General features: G+C 74.7%; 15 protein-coding genes. 14 read left to right on the plus strand and 1 reads right to left on the minus strand.

Annotated elements, in window-relative coordinates; all coding sequences use genetic code 11:
- Positions 1-195: 195 nt before the first annotated feature.
- A complete protein-coding gene (locus RNC47_RS10365) occupies positions 196-2,091 on the plus strand; it encodes a polysaccharide lyase family 7 protein (RefSeq protein WP_311597602.1) in 1,896 nt (631 codons plus the stop codon).
- Between the two features lie 18 nt (positions 2,092-2,109).
- Here the strand turns inward: RNC47_RS10365 and RNC47_RS10370 are convergent, their stop codons facing one another.
- Positions 2,110-3,273, minus strand: coding sequence for an RNA-guided endonuclease InsQ/TnpB family protein (locus RNC47_RS10370; RefSeq protein ID WP_394814749.1), 1,164 nt, complete (start codon positions 3,271-3,273; stop codon positions 2,110-2,112).
- 113 nt (positions 3,274-3,386) lie between these two features.
- On the opposite strand from RNC47_RS10370, the gene RNC47_RS10375 reads away from it, so the two are divergent.
- From RNC47_RS10375 to RNC47_RS10435, 13 genes are all read left to right on the plus strand, one after another.
- Positions 3,387-3,545 carry an Arc family DNA-binding protein gene (locus RNC47_RS10375; RefSeq protein WP_311597604.1) on the plus strand — a complete coding sequence of 53 codons (159 nt, stop codon included), beginning with the start codon at positions 3,387-3,389 and terminating at the stop codon, positions 3,543-3,545.
- A 250-nt stretch (positions 3,546-3,795) separates the two neighbouring features.
- Positions 3,796-4,137, plus strand: a complete 342-nt coding sequence (locus tag RNC47_RS10380; protein WP_311597606.1) for a WXG100 family type VII secretion target — start codon at positions 3,796-3,798, stop codon at positions 4,135-4,137.
- A 35-nt stretch (positions 4,138-4,172) separates the two neighbouring features.
- Positions 4,173-4,487: a hypothetical protein gene (locus RNC47_RS10385; RefSeq protein ID WP_311597608.1), complete on the plus strand. Its 315-nt coding sequence runs from the start codon at positions 4,173-4,175 to the stop codon at positions 4,485-4,487.
- Between the two features lie 43 nt (positions 4,488-4,530).
- A complete protein-coding gene (locus RNC47_RS10390; protein ID WP_311597610.1) occupies positions 4,531-4,920 on the plus strand; it encodes a hypothetical protein in 390 nt (129 codons plus the stop codon).
- 4 nt (positions 4,921-4,924) lie between these two features.
- Positions 4,925-6,199 (plus strand): hypothetical protein, encoded by a 1,275-nt coding sequence (locus RNC47_RS10395; protein ID WP_311597612.1) that lies wholly within the window; start codon positions 4,925-4,927, stop codon positions 6,197-6,199.
- Positions 6,200-6,216: 17 nt separating this feature from the next.
- The gene (locus tag RNC47_RS10400; RefSeq protein ID WP_311597614.1) at positions 6,217-6,567 is read left to right on the plus strand and encodes a hypothetical protein; all 351 of its coding nucleotides are present in this window, start codon (positions 6,217-6,219) and stop codon (positions 6,565-6,567) included.
- A 41-nt stretch (positions 6,568-6,608) separates the two neighbouring features.
- Positions 6,609-9,119: a hypothetical protein gene (locus tag RNC47_RS10405; RefSeq protein WP_311597616.1), complete on the plus strand. Its 2,511-nt coding sequence runs from the start codon at positions 6,609-6,611 to the stop codon at positions 9,117-9,119.
- Between the two features lie 3 nt (positions 9,120-9,122).
- Positions 9,123-13,148 carry a type VII secretion protein EccCa gene (eccCa, locus tag RNC47_RS10410; RefSeq protein ID WP_311597618.1) on the plus strand — a complete coding sequence of 1,342 codons (4,026 nt, stop codon included), beginning with the start codon at positions 9,123-9,125 and terminating at the stop codon, positions 13,146-13,148.
- Positions 13,145-14,566, plus strand: a complete 1,422-nt coding sequence (gene eccD / locus RNC47_RS10415) for a type VII secretion integral membrane protein EccD (RefSeq protein WP_311597620.1) — start codon at positions 13,145-13,147, stop codon at positions 14,564-14,566. Before eccCa ends, eccD begins: the two co-directional genes overlap by 4 nt.
- The gene (gene mycP, locus RNC47_RS10420; protein ID WP_311597622.1) at positions 14,563-15,918 is read left to right on the plus strand and encodes a type VII secretion-associated serine protease mycosin; all 1,356 of its coding nucleotides are present in this window, start codon (positions 14,563-14,565) and stop codon (positions 15,916-15,918) included. Before eccD ends, mycP begins: the two co-directional genes overlap by 4 nt.
- Positions 15,919-15,920: 2 nt before the next feature.
- The gene (gene eccB / locus RNC47_RS10425; RefSeq protein WP_311597623.1) at positions 15,921-17,318 is read left to right on the plus strand and encodes a type VII secretion protein EccB; all 1,398 of its coding nucleotides are present in this window, start codon (positions 15,921-15,923) and stop codon (positions 17,316-17,318) included.
- A complete protein-coding gene (locus tag RNC47_RS10430; RefSeq protein ID WP_311597624.1) occupies positions 17,315-18,490 on the plus strand; it encodes a type VII secretion protein EccE in 1,176 nt (391 codons plus the stop codon). Before eccB ends, RNC47_RS10430 begins: the two co-directional genes overlap by 4 nt.
- Positions 18,487-19,293 (plus strand): hypothetical protein, encoded by an 807-nt coding sequence (locus RNC47_RS10435; protein WP_311597625.1) that lies wholly within the window; start codon positions 18,487-18,489, stop codon positions 19,291-19,293. Before RNC47_RS10430 ends, RNC47_RS10435 begins: the two co-directional genes overlap by 4 nt.
- Positions 19,294-19,397: the final 104 nt, after the last annotated feature.

Genomic DNA, 19,397 nt, shown 5'->3' on the forward strand with positions numbered 1-19,397 from the left:
TCGAAGCACCCGGTCTACGGTCACCGCCGACGTGCCCGCACGGCCACGGCGGCACTCCACGACCGGGGTCGAGGGCGAACTCGAACGCGGAGGACGATCCACGTGAGATATACCCACTTGCCCCGCTCCGCTCCCAGGGGAGGCGGGCGATTGCCGTTGGCGATCGCCCTTCTCGTCGCGGGGACGGCGGCATTCGTGGCGCCGACGAGCGCGCAGGCGGCGGCGGAGGAGCTGACGCCGGGCGCGAGCGCCGTCACGGCCAGCACCAGCGACGAGAACCGGCCGGCGAACGTCGTGGACGGAAACCTCGGCACCCGCTGGTCGGGCGAAGGGGACGGCGCCTGGCTGCAGTTGGACCTCGGTGCGACCAGGACGGTCAGCGAGGTCAAGCTCGCCGTCTACCAGGGCACCAGCCGGCAGAACGTCTTCGAGCTCCAGTACTGGGACGGGTCCCGCTGGGTCACCGCCTACGAGGGCGAGAGCAGCGGCACGACGACCGCCCTGGAGTCGTACGAGTTCGAGCCCGTGCAGACCTCCAGGATCCGTTACCTCGGCCACGGCTACGAGGGCGACGGCGAGGGGGACTGGAACAGCCTCACCGAGGTTGAGGTCTGGAGCGGCTCGGGCGACGACGACGGGGACGGCGGGGACGGGGGCGGCGGCGCCGAACTCCCGTCCGAGGTCCTGGACCTGAGCGACTGGAAGGTCACGCTGCCCGTCGGGGAGGACGAGGACCCCACCGAGATCTTCCAGCCCGAGCTCGACGGCTACTCCCACGACCCCTACTTCACGGTCAACGACGCCGGCGACGCGGTGCGGTTCCGCGCGCCCGTCAACGGCGTCACCACCGGCGGCTCCAGCTACCCGCGGTCCGAACTGCGGGAGATGGAGGAGGGCGGCGGCGACGAGGTCGAGTGGTCCTCGACGTCCGGCACCCACACCATGACGGTCCGGGAGGCGTTCACGCACCTCCCCGAGGACAAGCCGGAGGTCGTCGGCGCCCAGATCCACGGCGGGGACGACGACGTCACCACGATCAGGCTGGAGGGCTCGGAGCTCTGGATCACGGAGGGCGACGAGTCCAACCACCACCTGATCACCGACGAGTACGAGCTCGGCACGGTCTTCGAGGTCAGGTACGTGGTGAGCGGCGGCGAGATCGAGATCTACTACAACGGCCGGTTGGAGACGACCCTCGACCACTCCGACTCCACCAACTACTTCAAGGCCGGCGCCTACACCCAGGCCAACTGCGGCAACTCCTCCCCGTGCGGCTCGTCCAACTACGGCGAGGTGGAGATCCACGACCTGACCGTCACCCACGGCGACGGCAGCGACAGCGGCGACGGCGACCAGACGACGGACGAGACGCAGGCCGCCGTCCGGTACGACTGGGGCACCCCGCATCCGATCTCCGACGAGTTCGACTACACGGGACCGGTCGACCCGGAGCGCTGGGCCGTGCCCTCGGGTGACTTCGGCGGCACGGAGGGCTGCTGGCCTGGGCACGCCGAGAACGGCCGCCGCTGCGCCAAGAACAGCACCGTCGCGGGCGGCATCCTCACCATGACCGGCGAGGCCAACGGCGACACGGGCTGGCTGCGGCAGGACATGGAAACCCAGTACGGCCGCTGGGAGATCAGGTCGCGCTCGCGCAACGTCGGGGCGAGCGGCGGGACCTACCACCCGCTGCACCTCATCTGGCCCACGGCGGGCAACCGGTTGGAGAACGGCGAGTACGACTGGGTGGAGTACTCCAATCCGGACGCCCAGTGCCTCACGTCGTTCATGCACTACCCGGAGAGCCCGACGGACGAGAAGGAACGCGCCGACCTCTGTCCCGTGGACATGACCGAGTGGCACAACTTCGCGTTCGAGTGGACCCCGGACGCGCTGGTCGGCTACGTCGACGGCGAGGAGTGGTTCCGCCACTCGGACGGCGCCAACGAGGACCGGGGGAACATCCAGGACATGCCCTCCGGCCATCTCAACATCCAGCTCGACAACTTCACGGGTGAGAGCGGCCTCCGCCCCGCCGTGTTCGAGGTCGACTGGGTGCGGTTCTACGAGTTGACATCCTCCGCCTCCTAAAGGAAAGGGATTCCTGGCTCAGGCTGCCCCCGGGAGCTGCGCTCCCGGGGGTCTTACACCCTCAGCGCCAGCCGGGTTGAGACCAGCCCGGACGAGCATGACGTGGGCGGAGTTCTTGTCCCTGGGGGATTTGGCTCCACACGCGGTGCAGGTGTAGGTACGTTCCGAAAGAGGGAGTGCGTGCTTGGTTCTCGCTCCGCACGACGCGCAGTCCATGGTGGTGTGCGCGGGGTGCACGAGGCGGACGTCCCGCCCGTGCTTGCGGCCCATCTCGATCAGGGCCGTCTTCGTGGCGCCGATCGCCGCGTCGGCAGCTTTACGGGCCATGGTGGTCTTCGCGAGGAACTTCGGCCGGAAGTCCTCGACGGCGATGGCGTCGTGGTCGGTCACGACACGCTTGGCCCACTTGCGGGCCGTGTCCTGCCGCTGCCGGGCGACCTTCTTGTGCAGCTTCGCAGTCTGCCGCCGCGCCGCGCGGTAGCCCTTCGAGGCCGCCTGCCCGCGAGCGGGCTTGCGGCGGGCCATCATCCGCTGGTAGCGGGCGAGGCGCTGTGCCGCGCGCTTGCCGTGCTCGACGTGCGGCAGGTCGTGGGCGTCGCTCGTGGTGGTGGCTGTCTCCTTGACACCCCAGTCCACGCCGAGCGCGCGGCCCGTGGCGGGGAGCGGCTGGACGTTGGTGGCGACGACAAACGAGGCGTACCAGTGCCCGACGCCGTCCCGGTATACGCGCACCGACGAGGGGGCGGTGGGAAGTTCGCGGGACCACACCACGGTCAAGGCGATGCCGCCCGCCAGGTGCAGACGCCCGCCCTTCAACCGGAACCCGCGCACGGTGTAGTTCAGCGTGGGCAGTGCCTCACGCTTCTTCTTGTGGCGCGGCATGCCCGCGCGTTGCCGGATGGGCAGCCGCTTCTCGATGTCCTTCAGGGCCTTGGCACGGGACTTGGCGAAGTCCCGGATGACCTGCTGCTGCGGCACCGAGGCGCCTTCACGCAGCCACGGCGTGCGGGCGCGGGCCTCGGTCAGCATCTTGTCGAGCTGAGCAGGCCCACACGTCAGCCTGTCCCCGGGGTGCGCCCGGTTGTGGGCGTGCACGGCCCGGGACTTGGCCACGCATTCGTTCCAGATCCACCGGCAGCGGTCCCACTCGGCGAGCAGCGCCGCCCGGGCGGTCGACGACACGCGAAGCCGGTAGGTGTACCGGGCGTACCCAGCACTCTCCGAAGCCCCACACTCTGTCACCACGGCGTCACGCTACCACTGGCAAGACACTAGGACGCCACTACCCTGGGGTCATGGATGAAGAGAAGCGCATCACCCTCCGCCTGCCCGCAGACCTGCACGCCTGGCTGGTCGCTCAGTCCAAGTCCGCCCGCAGGTCCCTCAACTCCGAGATCGTCCACCGGCTGGAGGTCGAGCGCGAAACCACCGAGGCCGACGCCGCAACACCCTGACGGCGATTCGGCTTTCCCTGCCCCGCCCCGCAGGGGTCCGATTCCTCCCCGGCCAGAAGGCCGGGGAGGAATCGGAGGAACCCGGTGACGACGTAACTCGTCGCCTCCTCCCCACGGCCCACCGGTTTCCCCCCCGGCGGTCCGTTCCGCTTGCGGAGCACAGTCGTTCGGGACCCCTGCCGAGCCCCCTCTGCTTCCATCCACCCCAGCGGGTCGAGCGGCCCGCCACACGCGGAAGGAAGAGGCTCCGATGTACGAACAGGTCAAGCTTTCGCCCGAAGAGGTGGACCGCGTCATGGCCATCGTCGCCGGTGCGTACGGCGACATGGAGACGGTCTCCGCACGCATCGGCGCGCACGCCGGCACGGTCGGCACCGCCTACAACGGCATGGGCACCGCGACCGCCGTGGAGACCTACGAGAACCTCCAGCGGGCCGGCCAGGCCCTCGCCAACGCGCTGGACGGGCTCTCCCAGGACCTGGGCGTCACGTCCGCCACCGGCCGGGAGACCGACGACGCGGCGCACGGCACGCTGGGTCGCGTGCTCCCCGTCAACGTGTCCGCCGACACCTCCATCGCCGCCCAGTTCTGAGGCCGCCCCGCGGCACCCGAAGAGGAGAGAGAGCCATGTCGTTCAACGGAATGATCGAGTTCAGGAACGAGAACCTCGACAGCATCCAGACCCAGACCGCCGGCCAGCAGGACGAGTACACCCGGATCTGGCAGGACGTGCAGCGGCAGATCATGGGCCTCGTCGCGGCCGGCCAGGTGGACGCCCAGATCGGCGCCACCCTGGAGGAGCGCGACCGGATCTTCCAGCAGCAGGCCGCCGGCTACGACGACAGCGTGACCTCGCAGAACACCGCGATCCGCAACGTCCAGAACATCGGCAACGAGGGCGGCGCCGCCATGGTCCGCGCCGCCGCCGGCGGCCGGGCCTGACCGGCCCGAGGGGGTTTCGGGAGACGTCATGGACAGGGTCCTGATGAACATCGCCGCCACCCGGGATGTGGAGGCCGAGGCGGCGCGGCGCAACCGGCTCGCCAGCATGATGCAGCGCGCCCGCGCCATCGGCTCGGACGCCGGCATGTTCGGCCGTGTACCGAACGGCGCCGTCGCGGCTGCCGCGCTGAACGCCGCGATCACCAACGTGACCCAGCAGGTCGCCGCGGGAGGGCAGGTGGTCGAGGACATCTCGCGCAGCGCCGACCAGGCGGCCCGGGTCGGCGAACAGAGCGACAACGAGGCGGCGAAGGCGCTGTCGCGGGCACGCGTGGGCGACATCGGTCAGTTCAACGCCGAGGTGGGCAGGCAGATCGAGGTCGAGCGCGGGATCGCCCGGGCGCAGGAGTCCTTCCCGGCGGGGGGCTGGTGAGGTCATGAGCATCGGGTCGGCCAGGAACGAGTTCCTGCAGACGATAGAGACGATCCTCAGCGCCCAGGAGTACCGGATCAGGACGGCGTCCGGGGCGTGGCTCACCCTGGCCGGCGCCGGCGAGGCGGAGACCGCCGCACTCACCAGCACGGCTCGAGGGCCGGCCGCGGAGCGCGGTGTGGGCCTGCGGGAGCTCTCCGACCGGCTGGTCGAGATGTCCGACTTCACGTCGGCCACCGCGGCCCTGGCCCAGCAGGTCTCCGCGCAGCTCCAGCGTGCGGGCGACCACACGGCGAGGGCCGTGCAGGCGGCCCTCCAACTCCAGCAGCGGTTCAACGACCTCGTGGCGCAGCAGCGGACGGGCTCGACCTCGGCACACGCCGCGCAGGCCCTCGAAGGCCAGATCATGGCGCTCACCGCCGAGGCGCGGCAGGTGTTGACCGGGCTGGACCAGGAGTACGCCAACGTCGTCGCGGGCGAGGCGCCGCCGGCACCACGCAGCGGCGGCCCGGGCGGTCCGGCCACCGCGCCGGCCGCGCCCGGGCCCGAGGCGACGCCCACGGCGGCGGGCCCCTCCGCGACCTCCGCCGCGTCGGCCGCCGCCTCGGGCCCCGGGGGGACCGCGTCGGCCGCCACCGCCGACTACCAGGCGCCCAACGGCGCGGCCGTCGGGTCCGGGGAGTATCCGGCGTCCAGTGTGCTGGGGCCCGAGCAGGGCGACTTCGCCGGCTGGACGCGCGACCCGGGCACCGGATACCTGGTGGACCCGGCGACCGGGCGGGAGTTCGACCCGGCGTCCGGCCGGTGGATCGACCCGATCACCGGCAAGCCGTTCGGTGAGGTCACGGAGTACGCGGCTCGGCTCTCCGGCCTGGGCGGCGGCGCCGGCGGCATCGCCTCCCCCGCCGGCCTGGCGATGGTCGGCGGCGGCGCCGGCGGCGTGGGCCCCGGCGGCCTGGCCGGCCTGTACGGCGGCGTGCTGCCGCCGAGCATCGCGGGCGCCGGGGCGCTCGGCGGGCAGCTGGTCGGCCAGGCCATGGCCACCATGAACCAGCGGGCGCACGTCGCGACGCAGCTGGCCATGCGCGAAGCGGCCCAGGGCGGCCGGCCGTTCATGCCGCCGCCCGCCATGGCGGGCGGCGGCGCCGGCGGAGCCGCCCGCGGCGCCCAGGGCCGGGGCACCCCCGGCCAGCAGAACCGACGGCTCACCGACCTCACCGAGGACCCCGAGGTCTGGGCCCCCCGCCCGATCGCGGCCCGGGACGTCCTCGGCATCTAGCGGAAGGGAGCACGCACATGTCCGCAGACGGCCTCTGGTACCTGCCCGAGGGCTTCCGCGAGGGCGCCCGCGCCAACGTCGAGACGGCCGAGGCGGCGGAGAACGCCCGGCGTTACCTCGGCCAGGTGCAGGTCAACGCCGCGAGTTACGGCGGGGCCGACGCCTTCGTCGACGCACTCACGACGACGCGCGACGCCCAGGCCCGTGGCGTCGCCCAGGCGGCGGAGGGCCGGCAGAACATGGCCGCCGCGGACCACCAGGTCGCCGATCTCGGCGAGGAGGTGGACGCCGCCGCCGGTCAGGCCCTCGGCGCGGCGGCGACGTCCACCCGGGTCGCGGCCGACCGGACCGTCGCCGACGGCCTCTGACACCACCCGACGCCAGCCACACCGAGAAGGAGTGACCACGCATGCCGACACCGCCCGCTCTGCACTTCACGACGGAAGAGGTGGAGGCCCAGGCAGGCGTGGCGCCGTGGGACAGGCAACGTCGATTCCGCGACGAGATCGATCCCGACGACATCGCCACCACGGCGACGGCCTACGCGAGGGCCGCCGGTGAGGTCAGGCGCGTGCAGGACCTCGCCGGGCGCGCGTCCCAGATGTCGCAGCACCCGGGCGGTTGGCAGGGCGCTCCCCTGGTGGACGGCGCGGGCCGGGTCGACGAGACGAGCCAGGGCCTGCGGCGAGGCGGCGCGGAGATCGACGAGGTGGTCGGGTACGTCGCACGCGCGATGCGGACGGCGCAGGACACCGAGGCCAACGTCCACGACCTCATCCACGGGCCGAGGGCGGGCACCGGCTTCGGATCGGGTGGGCTGTCGGCGAGCGGCAGCGGGCTCAACGTCCAGTACGAGGACCACCTCGCCAGGGCCCGCGCCGACTGGATCGGCCTGGAAGGAGCGCTGGAGCTCGCGGTCAGACAGTGGGCGGCGGACCATCAGGACCACCTCGGCCCGCCGAGTTACTGGCCGACCGTCTTCTACGACGGCCGCGAGCGAGACGTCGACCACGCGCAGCCGGCCCCCAACCAGTTCGTGTTCGATCTCCCGCAGTCCCTGGCCCAGGAGATCCGGGGCATCCACCTCCGGGAGGCAGCGGAGTCCGCCACCCGCACCCACGGGGAGATGGACGCCGAGATCACCAGGTACCGCAACAACCTGACGGAGATCGCGGGAGAGCTCAGGCGCCTGGGATACGACCCCACGGAAGGGCCGTTCACGCTGATGACGAACGCGCCGATGGCGCGGTTCGCGGCCGAGCAGATCAACGGGCAGGTGGCGGCGGGGGTTCCGGACCCTCACATACTCGAGCTCCACACCCGGGACCTGGGTGGGATCACAAGTGACATCGACGACATGAACAGCCTGGCCCCCCTGATCATGCCGGGGAGTCCGCGAGAGCTGTCGTCGCGGGAGCGCGCCTACCTGCTCGCGTTCTACGACACCCTCAGTCCCGACGCGATCTCAGGCTTGGGGCAGCTGGGCGACAACCACCTCGCCGCCCGGACCCGCGTGGCCAACGGCGTCAACATGCTGATGAACACCGAGATCGGGGGCGTCGACCCGACAGCCGGGGGCATGGTGCCCGCCTCCATCAGGGAGTTCGTCTACGCCGACGAGAACAGTGCCCTCTTCAACCAGTCCGGGGAGCAGTTCAACACGGCCATGAACCGGTTCAACGGGTTCGGCGCGCTCATGGAGACGGCGACCGTGTCCTCGGGAACGCGGTTCTCCAAGGACCTGGGGCACGCCGCCGTGCAGATCCAACAGGCCGTGGCGGAACGTGGCGAAGTGGAGGCCTGGGCGACGGCGTCGGACCATGGCAGCGGCATCAGCCTCGCGCCCAACACGGCGAGCAGCGGCATGCTCGAGGCCGCGGCGCTCAACACCGTCGCCTCCGCCGATCTGTTGAACGACCAGGCGTTTCGCGAGGACCTGCTGTCCCAGCGGTGGGCCGAAAGCCAGGGCGCGGCCGAGCTGGTCCACAGCGGCACGATCGTGCCGTCGGACGTGGCACCCAACAGCCCCGAGGCGGAGCGGTACATCGACGCGGCCCACGGCGTGTTGACACACGCCAGCCAGCACGGCGGGGCGATCACCGGCCCCGACCAGGCCGCCCTGCAACAGTCCATCGGCGACACCGCGCTGAGCTACCTGGACCTGATCTCCCGGGGCGAACCCAGGGTCTCCAGCATCTGGGAGTGGCCGGAGGGCGATGAGGAGGTCATCAACGGCAAGGTGATCCGGCACGGCTTCGACCTCTCCCGCGAGGACCGCCAGGGCCTGTTCAGCTTCATGAACGGTGCCGAGAGCCAGGTGCGGGACCAGTTCTTCTCCGGGGTGGCGCAGTGGCAGCAGTCCACGGCCACCGGCGGCTTCATCCGCGACGAGCACGGGCCCGAGGCGGCCGGACTCTCCCCGGAGGCCTACGCCCGCGCCGGGGCCGGGGAGACGACCACGTTCCGCAACATCGGCACCATCGCGGGCGCCATCGCGGAGGCACAGGGCAGAGGTGACGTGGAAGACCACACCGACGACAAGACCACGGGCCTGAACACCATCACCACGCTCACCAGTGTGGCGAACACCGTCCTGGAAGCCGGCAAGTTCGGCGGCGCCACCTCGCTGGGTGCCTTCGGCCTCAGCGAAGGCCTGCGCCATGTCCTGCCTGACGGGGACGCGGCGGCGCAGCAGGCCCACTGGGAGTCCCTGTCGACCGGTGACGTCGAGACCCGGGTGGCCGTCGCCAACGCGGCACGGGCCGCCAACTACCACGGCATAGCAGGGGAGACGGCTGGCCCGCCGCCCCTCGATCCCAACGGCGACACCACCGTCTCCGGGTGGGCCTACAACGTCGTGGGACGCACCCCGTTCCTCGAAACCATGCGGGACGCCTACAAGACCGAGCAGGGGACCTGAGCCATGACAGCTCCCACCACCGTCTTCCGCCGCCCCCCGCGGGCCGTCGCGCCCGTCGTGTCCGATCAGCAGGTCGTGGTGCAGGCGCCGCCGCAGCTGCCGCAGCCGGAGGATGCCAACGCCTGGATGATGGCGCTGCCGGCGCTCAGCGGGCTCGGCTCGGTGATGTACATGGTGACGATGGGGCGGGGCCCCATCGGGTACGTCGTCGGGGCGCTGTTCCTGGTGTCCTGCGTGGCCATGGTCGTCGGCTCGGTCGTCTGGCAGCGGGCCAAGACCAGGACCGTGGCGCGCAACGACCGGCGGGAGTATCTGCGGTATCTGGAGCGCGTCAGGGCCGACGTGCGGCGGACGGCGCGGGCGCAGCGGGAGGCGTTGGAGTGGGGGGCGCCGGATCCGCGGGGGTTGTGGGTGGTGGCGGAGAGCCGGCGGATGTGGGAGCGGCGGGCGGCCGACGAGGACTTCGGGGTGGTGCGGGTCGGGGCCGGGCCGCGGTATCTGGCGACGCCGCTGGTGGCGGCGGAGACCGCGCCGGTGGAGGATCTGGATCCGCTGAGCGCGGTGGCGCTGCGGCGCTTCGTGGACACCCACGCCGTCGTGCCCGACCTGCCGCTGCTGCTGGCGTTGCGCCGCTTCGCGGCGTTGGCGGTCGCCGGTGAGGGCGCGGCGGCGCTGGCCCGCGCGGTGGTGGCGCACGCGGTGACGTTCCACTCGCCGAAGGACCTGCGGGTGGTGGTCTGCGCCTCCGTCAACGAGGGTTCCGAGTGGGCCTGGGCGAAGTGGCTGCCGCACGCGCACCACCTGCGGGACGTGGACCACGTCGGTCCGGTGCGGATGATCCACCCGTCCCTGACGGTGCTGGAGGAGTGGCTGGGCGCGGAGTTGACCCGCAGGACCCGGTTCAGCCGGACCGCGCCGCCCGATCCGGAGCTGCCGCATCTGCTGGTCGTCCTCGACGGGGGCCTGGTCTCCGGCGCCGAGGCGCTGCTCGACGCGAACGGGCTGCAGGCGGTGACCGTGCTGGAGGTGAACGGGACCGCGGTCGGGCCGCTGGTGGAGGGGCACGGCGTGCGGCTCGAGGTGGACGGCGACCGGCGTCTTGCGGTGGTGGCGGGGGACACGCGGGACGAGTTGGGGCGGGCGGACGGCTTGTCGGCCGGTGAGTGCGAGGCGTTGGCGCGCCGGCTCGGGCGGTTCCGGGTGGAGCTGGGCGCCACGGCGGCCGACGCGGAGGACCTGACGAGCGTCGTCAACTCCCTTCCCGGGCTGCTGGGGATCGCCGACCCAGGTCAGCTCGACCTGTCGTCGCTGTGGCGGCACCGCCCGATGCGTGACCGGCTGCGCGCGCCGCTGGGTGTGTCGGCGGACGGCGGGCTGCTGGAGCTGGACATCAAGGAGTCGGCGCAGAACGGCATGGGCCCGCACGGTCTGGTGGTGGGGGCCACCGGGTCCGGCAAGTCGGAGCTGCTGCGGACGCTCGTGCTGGGGATGGCGGCGACGCATTCCAGCGAGCATCTGAACCTGGTCCTGGTGGACTTCAAGGGCGGGGCGACGTTCGCCGGCATGGCCGAGCTGCCGCACGTGGCGGCCGTCATCACCAACCTCGAGGACGACCTGAGCATGGTGGACCGGATGCGGGAGGCGCTGTCCGGCGAGATCAACCGGCGGCAGGAGGTGCTGCGGGACGCCGGGAACCTGGTCTCGGTCCGCGACTACGAGCGGGCCCGGCAGCGCGGCGCGCACCTGCCGCCGCTGCCCAGCCTGTTCATCGTCGTCGACGAGTTCTCCGAACTCCTGGCGCAGAAGCCGGACTTCGCCGACCTGTTCGCGCAGATCGGACGCCTTGGCCGGTCGCTCGGGCTGCATCTGCTGCTGGCCTCGCAGCGGTTGGACGAGGGGCGGCTGCGCGGTCTGGAGGCGCACCTGTCGTACCGGATCGGGCTGCGCACGTTCTCCGAGTCCGAGAGCCGCACCGCGATCGGCGTGCCGGACGCCCACCACCTGCCCAGCGCGCCGGGGCACGGCTATCTGAAGACCGACACGGCCACCCTGCGGCGGTTCCGGGCCGCCTACGTCTCCGGGCCCTACCGCACCGGCGAGGACGGCGGCGGCCGGGCGCTCGCCGGGGCCCTCGGGGTGCGCCGGTTCCCCGCCGCGTACGTGCCGGTGCCCGCCGACCAGCGGCCGGCCCCCGAGCCGGAACCGGCGCCGGAGCCGGACGAGTTCGGCGAGCACGAGGAGCTCGGCACGACCGTGCTGAGCGTGATGGTCGACCGGATGGCGGGGCAGGCGGCGCGGGCCCACCAGGTGTGGCTGCCGCCGCTCGACACCCCCGAGCCGCTGGACGCCCTGCTCGGCGACCTCGCGGTGCGCGAGGGCCGCGGCTTCGGCAGCTCCCCGGCCCGCCCGCCGCTGACCGCGCCGATCGGCGTCGTCGACCGGCCCTTCCACCAGCGCCGCGACCCGCTGGTGCTCGACCTCACCGGCGCCGGCGGCCATGTCGCCGTCGTCGGCGGCCCGTTGAGCGGCAAGTCCACGGCGCTGCGGGCGTTGGTCACCTCGCTCGCGCTGCGGCACACCCCGGAGGAGGTGCGGTTCTACTGCCTGGACTTCTCCGGCACGCTGTTCGCCCTCGCCGGGCTGCCGCACGTCGGCGGCGTCGCCGGCCGGACCGACACCGAACAGGTCAACCGCACGGTCGCCGAGGTGCTGGAGCTGCTGGCGAACCGGGAGGCCCGCTTCCGGGAGTTGGGGATCGAGTCGATGGCGGGCGTCCGCGCGGCGCGGGCCGAGGGCCGGTTGTCGGACGAGGAGTTCGCGGACGTGTTCCTCGTGGTGGACGGCTGGCAGGTGCTGCGGCAGGGCTACCCGGAGATCGAGGAGGTGCTGATGGGGGTGGCCGGGCGGATGCTGACCTACGGCATCCACCTCGTCGTCACCGGCAACCGCTGGATGGACATGCGGATGAGCCTGCGCGACCTGCTGGGCACCAAGGTGGAGTTGAAGCTCGGCGACGCCCTGGACTCCGAGGTCGACCGCAAGCTGCAACAGACGGTCCCGGCCGACCGTCCGGGGCGCGGCATCAGCGCCGAGAAGCTGCACTTCCTGGTGGCCGTGCCCCGGGTGGACGGGGTCCGCTCCGCCGACGGGCTCGCCGACGGCGTGCAGGACCTGGTGCGGCGCGTCGCCGAGGCGTGGCACGGGCCGCGGGCGCCGAGGGTGCGGCTGCTGCCCGCCACCTGGGACCCGGCCGAGCTTCCCGAGGCCCGGACGCGGCGGCCCGGGGTCGCGATCGGCGTGGAGGGCAACCGACTTGAGCCGGTGTTGCTCGTCCCCGGCGAGGACCCGGGCCTGATCGTCGTCGGCGACAGCGAGAGCGGCAAGACCGGCCTGCTGCGGGCGGTGGCCCGGCAGGTCGTCGCCCGGAACACCCCGCAGGAGGCGAAGATCGTCGTGCTCGACCACCGGATGACGATGCTGCGGGAGTTCGAGGGCCCGCACCTGCTGGGGTACTCGACCACCCTGGAGCGTTCGATGTCGGTGGTCGGCGGCCTGGTCGAGGGGCTGCAGAAGCGGGTGCCGGGCCCCGACATCACGCCGGAGCAGCTGCGTGACCGCTCCTGGTGGAGCGGCCCCGAGGTGTACCTCCTGGTCGACGACTACGACCTGGTCGCCACCTCCCGGGGCAACCCGCTCACCGCGCTGCTCGACTTCCTGCCGCACGCCCGGGCCATGGGGCTGCACATCCTCGTCACCCGGCAGGCCGGCGGCGCGGGCCGGGCCGTGCTGGAGCCGGTGCTCGGGCGGATGAAGGAGCTCAACTTCCCGGCCGTGCTGCTCAGCGTGCCGAAGGACGAGATGCCGATCTGGGGGGTCAAGCCCGCCCAGCGTGCCAAGGGCCGTGGCCTGCTGCTGCACCGCAGGCTCGGCAACGTGCCGGTGCAGCTCGCCCGCGCGGACTCCCCCGCGGCGGTCGGCGCCCGGCGGACCGATCACGGGAACGACCACGTGGGGACCGATGCGTCATGAGTGCCAGACCGACCCTCCGACCAGCAGCCCCGCCCACCGCGGCGGCGTTCGTCCGCATCGGGCTCGCCGGGCCCTCGGGGCGGGTGGACCTGGCCGTCCCGGCGGCCGTGCCGCTGGCCGCCCTGCTGCCGACGCTGCTGCACCACGTGGGCGCGGAACCGGGCCCCGACGGCGGGGTGCGGCACGGCGGTTGGGCGGTGCACCGGGTCGACGGGACCCGGCTCGACGCCGCCGCCTCGCTCGCCGAGCAGGGCGTCGCCGAGTGCGACCTGCTGTTCCTCGCCCACGGCGACGCCGACGCGACCCCGCCGCTCTACGACGACGTCGTCGAGGTCGTCGGCGAGCACGGCGTCCGCGCCACCTGGCCCGCCCGGGCGACCCGCCGGGGCGCGGCCGCGCTGGTGGTCCTCGCGGTGCTGACCGGCTGCGCGGCGCTCGCCGTGGCGCCGGGCGCGGTCCCCGGCTGGCTGGCGCTGGCCACCGCCCTGCTGACGCTGGGGGCGGGCGCGCTGGCGTCGCGCGGCTTCGACGACGTCGACGCGGGCACGTTCGCCGCCCTGTTGGCCGTGGTGCCGGCCGTGGTCGGCGCGGTCCGGCTGCTGGGCGCGGGGCATGACGCGGCCGGCCTGGGCGCGGCGCACCTGCTGCTGGCGTGCGCGGTGGTGGCCGTGCTCGGCATGCTGGGCCCGGTGCTGGTCGGCGGCGGGGACGGCGCGTTCGCCGCGCTGGTCGTCGCCGGGCCGCTGGCCGCCGTGGGGGCCGCGATCCCGGTCATCTGGAGCGGCGTCACCCCGGCGGAGGCGGCGTCGGTCGCCGGCCCGCTGGCGTTGGCGCTGACCACGCTGTGGCCCACCCTCGCGCTGCGCGTCGCCCGGCTGCCCGCTCCGCAACTCGCCTCGACGGCGGAGGAGTTGGAGAGCCTGCCGAGCCAGCTGGCGCACGAGCGGCTCACCGCGCGGGTCGCCGCGGCGCGCCGCCTGCTCGGCGGCATGGTCCTCGGCAGCCACCTGGTGGCGGGCGGGGCGACGCTGTGGCTCTTCGCCACCACCGAGCTGTGGGCGGGGGTGCTGGGCGGCGTGCTGACCCTGCTGATGCTGCTGCGGGCCCGCCTGTTCAGGGAGTTGGGGCAGGTCGCGACGGCGGCGGTGACGGCGTTCCTCGCGGCCTGCGGGGCGGCGGTGTGCACGGTCGCCGACCGGTGGGCGCAGACCGGGCCGCTGCTCGGCGTGGTGCTGCCGCTGGTGCTGACCCTCGCGCTGGTCGCGGGCGGCGTCGGGCTCGCCGCCGGGCGGCGCCGCGCCAACCCCCGGCTGGTGCGGGCGCTCGACGTGCTGGAGACCCTGCTGCTGCTGACGGTGGTGCCCCTGGTGCTGGCCGTGTGGCAGGTCCCCGGCACCCTGCTGAACCTGAGGGCGTGAGGGCGGTGCGCGGCCTCGGGTCGTCCCTCGCCGCGGCGCTCGCGCTGCTCGCCGCCGCCCTGCCGGGCGCCGTCACCCCCGCCGCGGCCTCCGAGCCGTGCCGCACGCAGGTGGGCCCCCAGGAGCTTCCGGCCGGGGTCGAACTCCGGCCCCTGGTCGAGCTGCTCGGTCTCCCCCAGGCGTGGGACCTGGCCACCGGCGCGGGGGTCACCGTCGCCGTGGTCGACTCCGGCGTGGACGCCACCCACCCCGACCTCGACGGGCGGGTGGCGCGCGGCAGCGAGTTCGTCGGCGTGCGCGAGGAGCGGGAGTTCGTGCGGGACACCCCGGCGCGGCAGCGGGACTGCGAGGGCCACGGCACGGCCGTGGCCGGACTGGTCGCGGCGCGCGGCGCCGACGGCGAGGGCGTGATCGGGGTGGCGCCCGGGGCCACCGTCTACCCGGTGCGGATCGCCGACGGCGTCGAGAACGCCACCCCGCGCACGTTCGCCGCCGCCATCGCGGACGCCGTGGCCGCCGGCGCGGGCGTCATCAACCTGTCGCTCGCCATCCCCTCCGACTACGAGCCGATCCGGGAGGCCGTCGAACGGGCCCTGGCCGAGGACGTCGTGGTCGTCGCCGCGGCCGGCAACGAGGGCGACGCCCGCATGTACCCGGCCGCCTACGACGGGGTGCTGGCCGTCGGCGCCGTCGACGCCGAGGGGCAGCCGCTCGACTCGTCCAACCCCGGCGACTGGGTGGACCTGGCCGCGATCGGCGCCGACCAGGTGGTGGTCTCCCCCGGCGGCGAGGGCTACCGGGCGGAGGGCGGGACCAGCATGGCGGCGGCCCAGGTCTCCGCCGTCGCCGCGCTGGTGCGGTCCCGCTTCCCCGAGTTGCCGGCCACCGAGGTGGCCCAGCGGCTGATCCGCTCCGCCACCCCGCTGGGCGGCGGGCGGAACGACCGCACCGGCGCGGGCCTCGTCGACCCGTTCGGCGCCCTCACCGGGCTCGGCGGCCGGGAGGGCGAGGGCGGGGACGACGCGGCCGCCGCGCCCGCCGGCCGCGTCCCCGTCGTGCCCCTTCCCCGGGACGAGCCGCTGCTCGGCCCGACCCGGGCCACCGGCCTCGCCGTCAGCGGCGTGCTGCTGCTCGCCGTGCTCGTCGGGCTGCTCGCGGCACCCGGGCTGCGGCGCGCCGCCCGGCGCGGCTGGCGGGCCGGCACCGCGCCACGCCGCCCGGCCCCCGAGCCACCCGCCCCGCCGGGACCGCCCGCCGCCCGCCTCGCCTGGCTCGGCGGCGACGGCGAGGGCGGCGAGGGCGGCACCACCGACCACAAGGCCCCCCACCAGAACCGGAGTCGGACACCGTAGCCATGGCAACGACACGCGAGCAGGCGGAGGCGCACGCGTACGCCAACCGCCGGATGAGCACCAGCCTCCTCAGGGGCGAGGACGAGGCCCGCCTCGACCCGCGCCGCCGACTGAACCGCGCGCTGGGCGCCAGCCTGGCGGTCGGCGTCCTCGTCATCGCCGGGTTCGGCATCGCCGGCTGGCTCGGCGGCGGACGCGGCCCCGCGCTGCCCACCGACGGCGCGGTGGTGGTCGGCGCCGGCGGCGACTCCTATGTGGTGGTCGACGGCGTGGCGTATCCCGCGCTCAACCTGGCCTCCGCGCTGCTGGCCGGCGGCGGACGGCTCACCGAGGTGCGCCAGGCGACCCTGGACGAGGCGCCGCGCGGGCTGCCCGTCGGCATCCCCGGCGCCCCCGACGCGCTGCCGGACGCCGACGAACTCCGCGACGGCGCGTGGACGCTGTGCGCCACGCCCGCCGAGACCGGCGAGGAGCCGGTGGACACCGCGCTGTACGTCGCCGTGCCCGGGGTGCCGACCGGGGACGCCGAGGGCGGCGGGGCGACGCTGCTGGTGGAGACGGAGGACGACGCGCTGTGGCTGCTGGCCGAGGGCCGGCGGTACGCCGTCGAGCCGGCCGTCCGGGACCTGTTGGGGCTGCCCCGGCGGCCCGTGCGGCTGCCCTCGGAGGTCGTCGCCACGGTCCCCGAGGGCCCGGCGATCACCGTCCCCGAGCCGGAACCGCGCGCCGGCGACGAGCCGTCGGTCGAGCTGCCCTTCGAGGCGGTCGTCGGCGACGTCGCCCACACCGACGACGAGGGCGTCGCCCGCCGCTACTTCCTGGTGCGCCCGGACGGCCTCGCCCCGGTCTCCGAACTCGTCCACACCCTGCTGGTCCCCGAGCCCGGCACCGACCACGCGGTCAGCTTCGCCGACGCCGCGGCCGCGCCGCGCACCGGCGGCGAGCCCGGCGACCCGGCCTGGCCCGAGGAGGTGCCGGAGGCGCTGGCACCGGAGCGCAACCAGCCGGTCTGCGTCTCCACCCCGCCGGGCAGCGTGCCGGGCGACGTGCCCTGGCGGGCGACCGTGCACCTGCCGCCGACCATGCCGGAGCCGGAGGGCACCCCGCCCGTGGCGGCCCTGGACGGCGGGCGGCTGGGACTGTTGGACCGGATCTACCTGCCGGCCGGCTCGGGCGCCGTGGTGCGCGCCGTCACCTCGGGCGGCGCGGGCGGCACCCACACGCTGGTCACCGACGGCGGCACGGCCTACCCGTTCGCCTCGCCGGACGCCGTGGAGCGGCTGGGGTACGACCCGGCGGCGGCGCCGTCCATGCCCACGGCCTATGTGGCGCTGCTGCCGGCCGGTCCGGTCCTCGATCCGGAGGCGGCGGCCGAGGAGCGGAGGGGTGAGGCCGAATGAGCGCCAGGAGAGTTCGGCTCGGGTTCCGGCGCCTCAGGTTCGGCCGCGCCCGGCTGGTGGCCGTGGAGACGGGGCTCGGCGGCGTCGCCGCGGGTCTCGCGGCGCGGGGCGCCTGGGGCCACTGGGGGTACGCCGTCGTCGGCGCCGGGGCGCTGCTCGCGCTGGCCGCGCTGGCGCGGTTCCGCGGGGAGTGGGCCGACCGGCGCCTGCTGGCCAGGCTGCGGCGCGGCAGGCTGGCCGTGGCGCCGCCGACCGCGCCGCGCGCCAGGGGCCTCGGCGTGGCGCGGGCGCTGCTGCCGGCCCTGACCGTCACGGAGTTCGCCGACCGCAACACCCCGGGAGGACGGGGGCTTGGCGTGGTGTCCGACGGCCGCGGCCACGCCGCCGTCGCCGCGTTCCCCGGCGGCACGCTGCCCGCGCTGCCCGCCGGGATCGTGGCCCGGTGGCTGGCCGACGACCCGGCCAGGCCGGCGGCGGCGCAGCTGGTGGTGGAGCAGTTCGGCGTCTGGTCCCGGGACTTCCACCACCGCTTCCAGCCCACCGTCGCCTACCGCCAACTCCCCACCGGCGGCCGCCCGGTCGCGGTGCGGTCCTGGCTGGTGGTGCGCTTCGAGCCGCTCGACGCGCCCGAGGCCGCCGCCCGGCGCGGGGGCGGCGAGGACGGCGCGCGGGCCGCCGTGGCGGCGGCCGCCGCCCGGCTGCGCGCCCGGCTGGCCGCGCACGGCGCCCCGACCACGCCGCTCGACCCGGCCCAGGCCCGCCAGCTGCTGCGGCAGCTCGGCGACCCGGAGCCGAACGGCCGCGTGATGCCGTCCGGTTGGGCGGGCGCGGCGGCCACCCACACGACGCTCACCGCCGACGTGGCCTCCCAGGACGACTGGCGGCGCCTGCTGTCCGGCATGGAGGGCTGCGCCGCCGACCGGGTGGTCGCCGCGGCCACCCTCACCGCGCCCGGCGGCGACCTCCGGGTCCGCACCGCGGTGCGCGTGGTCAGCCCCCTCGCCCAGCACGCGATGGCGCAGCGCGACCGGCTCCGGGCGGCGGGCGTCGCCGGACCGCCGGCCGCCGACCAGGCCGCCGGGCTGCTCGCCACCCTGCCGTTGGCCTACCCATCCCGCCCCCTCGACGAGGCCACCGGCTTCGCCGCTCCTGGAGACTCCCGAGGACGATGACCGCCCCCGACCCCTTCACCCCCGTCCCGGCCGCTCGCCGCCGCGTCCCGGCCGACGACCGCACCATCGACCTGTCCGCGCCCCGGCCGGGCCCGCGCGGCGGCACCGGCGCGGCCCCGGCCGCCCCCGTACCGGCCACGCCCGACCTGTCCACGCTCCCCGAGACCGCCTGGGACGACGACGTCGAGGCGCCGTTCGCGCTCGCGCCCGCCCGGGCCGGCGTCCACCTGGGCACCGGACGGGACGGCCGGCCCGTGGCACTGCCCTGCCCGGGTCCCGCGGGCACCCGCGTCGCGGCCATCGGCGAGTCGCTGTTCGGCCGTCTCATCGCGCTGCGTCTGCTGGCCACCGGCGCGCTGGTGACCGCCGCGGCCAGGGATCCCGGGCCCTGGCAGGGCATCCGCCTGGCGGCCGGCGACCGGCTGGCGTTCGCGGAGGACCCGGCGGCCTGGCCGCGGCACACCCCGGCGCCGCCGGGCGTGGACGCCGGTCCGCAGGCGCTCGTCAGCGACCAGCGCCGCGCCCCGTCCTCCGCCCTGGCCGCCGGCCCCTGGCGCACCGTCCTGCACGTCACCCGCAACCCGCCGCGCGGCGCCGCGTTCTGGCGCCGCCCGGACGTCCTCCTCGCGCTGGGCGCCGACCACGCCGACGCCGTGGGCCGTCTCCTCGGCGCGGAGGCCGCGGGGCTCACCTCCCGGCTCGCCCCGGGCGAGGTGGTCCTGTTCCGTCCCGGAACCGCCGAGGTCCTCCGCCCCGACATCGCCCCGGGAGAACACGAGATCCTCACCGCCGGAACCTCCTGAACTCGGTGACACCCCAGCCACGACGCGTCATGATGGTCCGCGACACGCCGACCCCGGCGGCCCACCTCCCGCGTACGCGACGGCCGCCCGGAGCGAGGCGACCG

This window comes from Streptomyces millisiae (assembly GCF_031845425.1).
Lineage (GTDB): Bacteria > Actinomycetota > Actinomycetes > Streptomycetales > Streptomycetaceae > Streptomyces > Streptomyces millisiae.

Coding starts and splice junctions, on each gene's coding strand:
- RNC47_RS10375 (WP_311597604.1), top strand. CDS start 3,387: ATGGATGAAGAGAAGCGCATCACCCTCCGCCTGCCCGCAGACCTGCAC.
- RNC47_RS10380 (WP_311597606.1), top strand. CDS start 3,796: ATGTACGAACAGGTCAAGCTTTCGCCCGAAGAGGTGGACCGCGTCATG.
- RNC47_RS10385 (WP_311597608.1), top strand. CDS start 4,173: ATGTCGTTCAACGGAATGATCGAGTTCAGGAACGAGAACCTCGACAGC.
- RNC47_RS10390 (WP_311597610.1), top strand. CDS start 4,531: ATGAACATCGCCGCCACCCGGGATGTGGAGGCCGAGGCGGCGCGGCGC.
- RNC47_RS10395 (WP_311597612.1), top strand. CDS start 4,925: ATGAGCATCGGGTCGGCCAGGAACGAGTTCCTGCAGACGATAGAGACG.
- RNC47_RS10400 (WP_311597614.1), top strand. CDS start 6,217: ATGTCCGCAGACGGCCTCTGGTACCTGCCCGAGGGCTTCCGCGAGGGC.
- RNC47_RS10405 (WP_311597616.1), top strand. CDS start 6,609: ATGCCGACACCGCCCGCTCTGCACTTCACGACGGAAGAGGTGGAGGCC.
- eccCa (WP_311597618.1), top strand. CDS start 9,123: ATGACAGCTCCCACCACCGTCTTCCGCCGCCCCCCGCGGGCCGTCGCG.
- eccD (WP_311597620.1), top strand. CDS start 13,145: ATGAGTGCCAGACCGACCCTCCGACCAGCAGCCCCGCCCACCGCGGCG.
- eccB (WP_311597623.1), top strand. CDS start 15,921: ATGGCAACGACACGCGAGCAGGCGGAGGCGCACGCGTACGCCAACCGC.
- RNC47_RS10430 (WP_311597624.1), top strand. CDS start 17,315: ATGAGCGCCAGGAGAGTTCGGCTCGGGTTCCGGCGCCTCAGGTTCGGC.
- RNC47_RS10435 (WP_311597625.1), top strand. CDS start 18,487: ATGACCGCCCCCGACCCCTTCACCCCCGTCCCGGCCGCTCGCCGCCGC.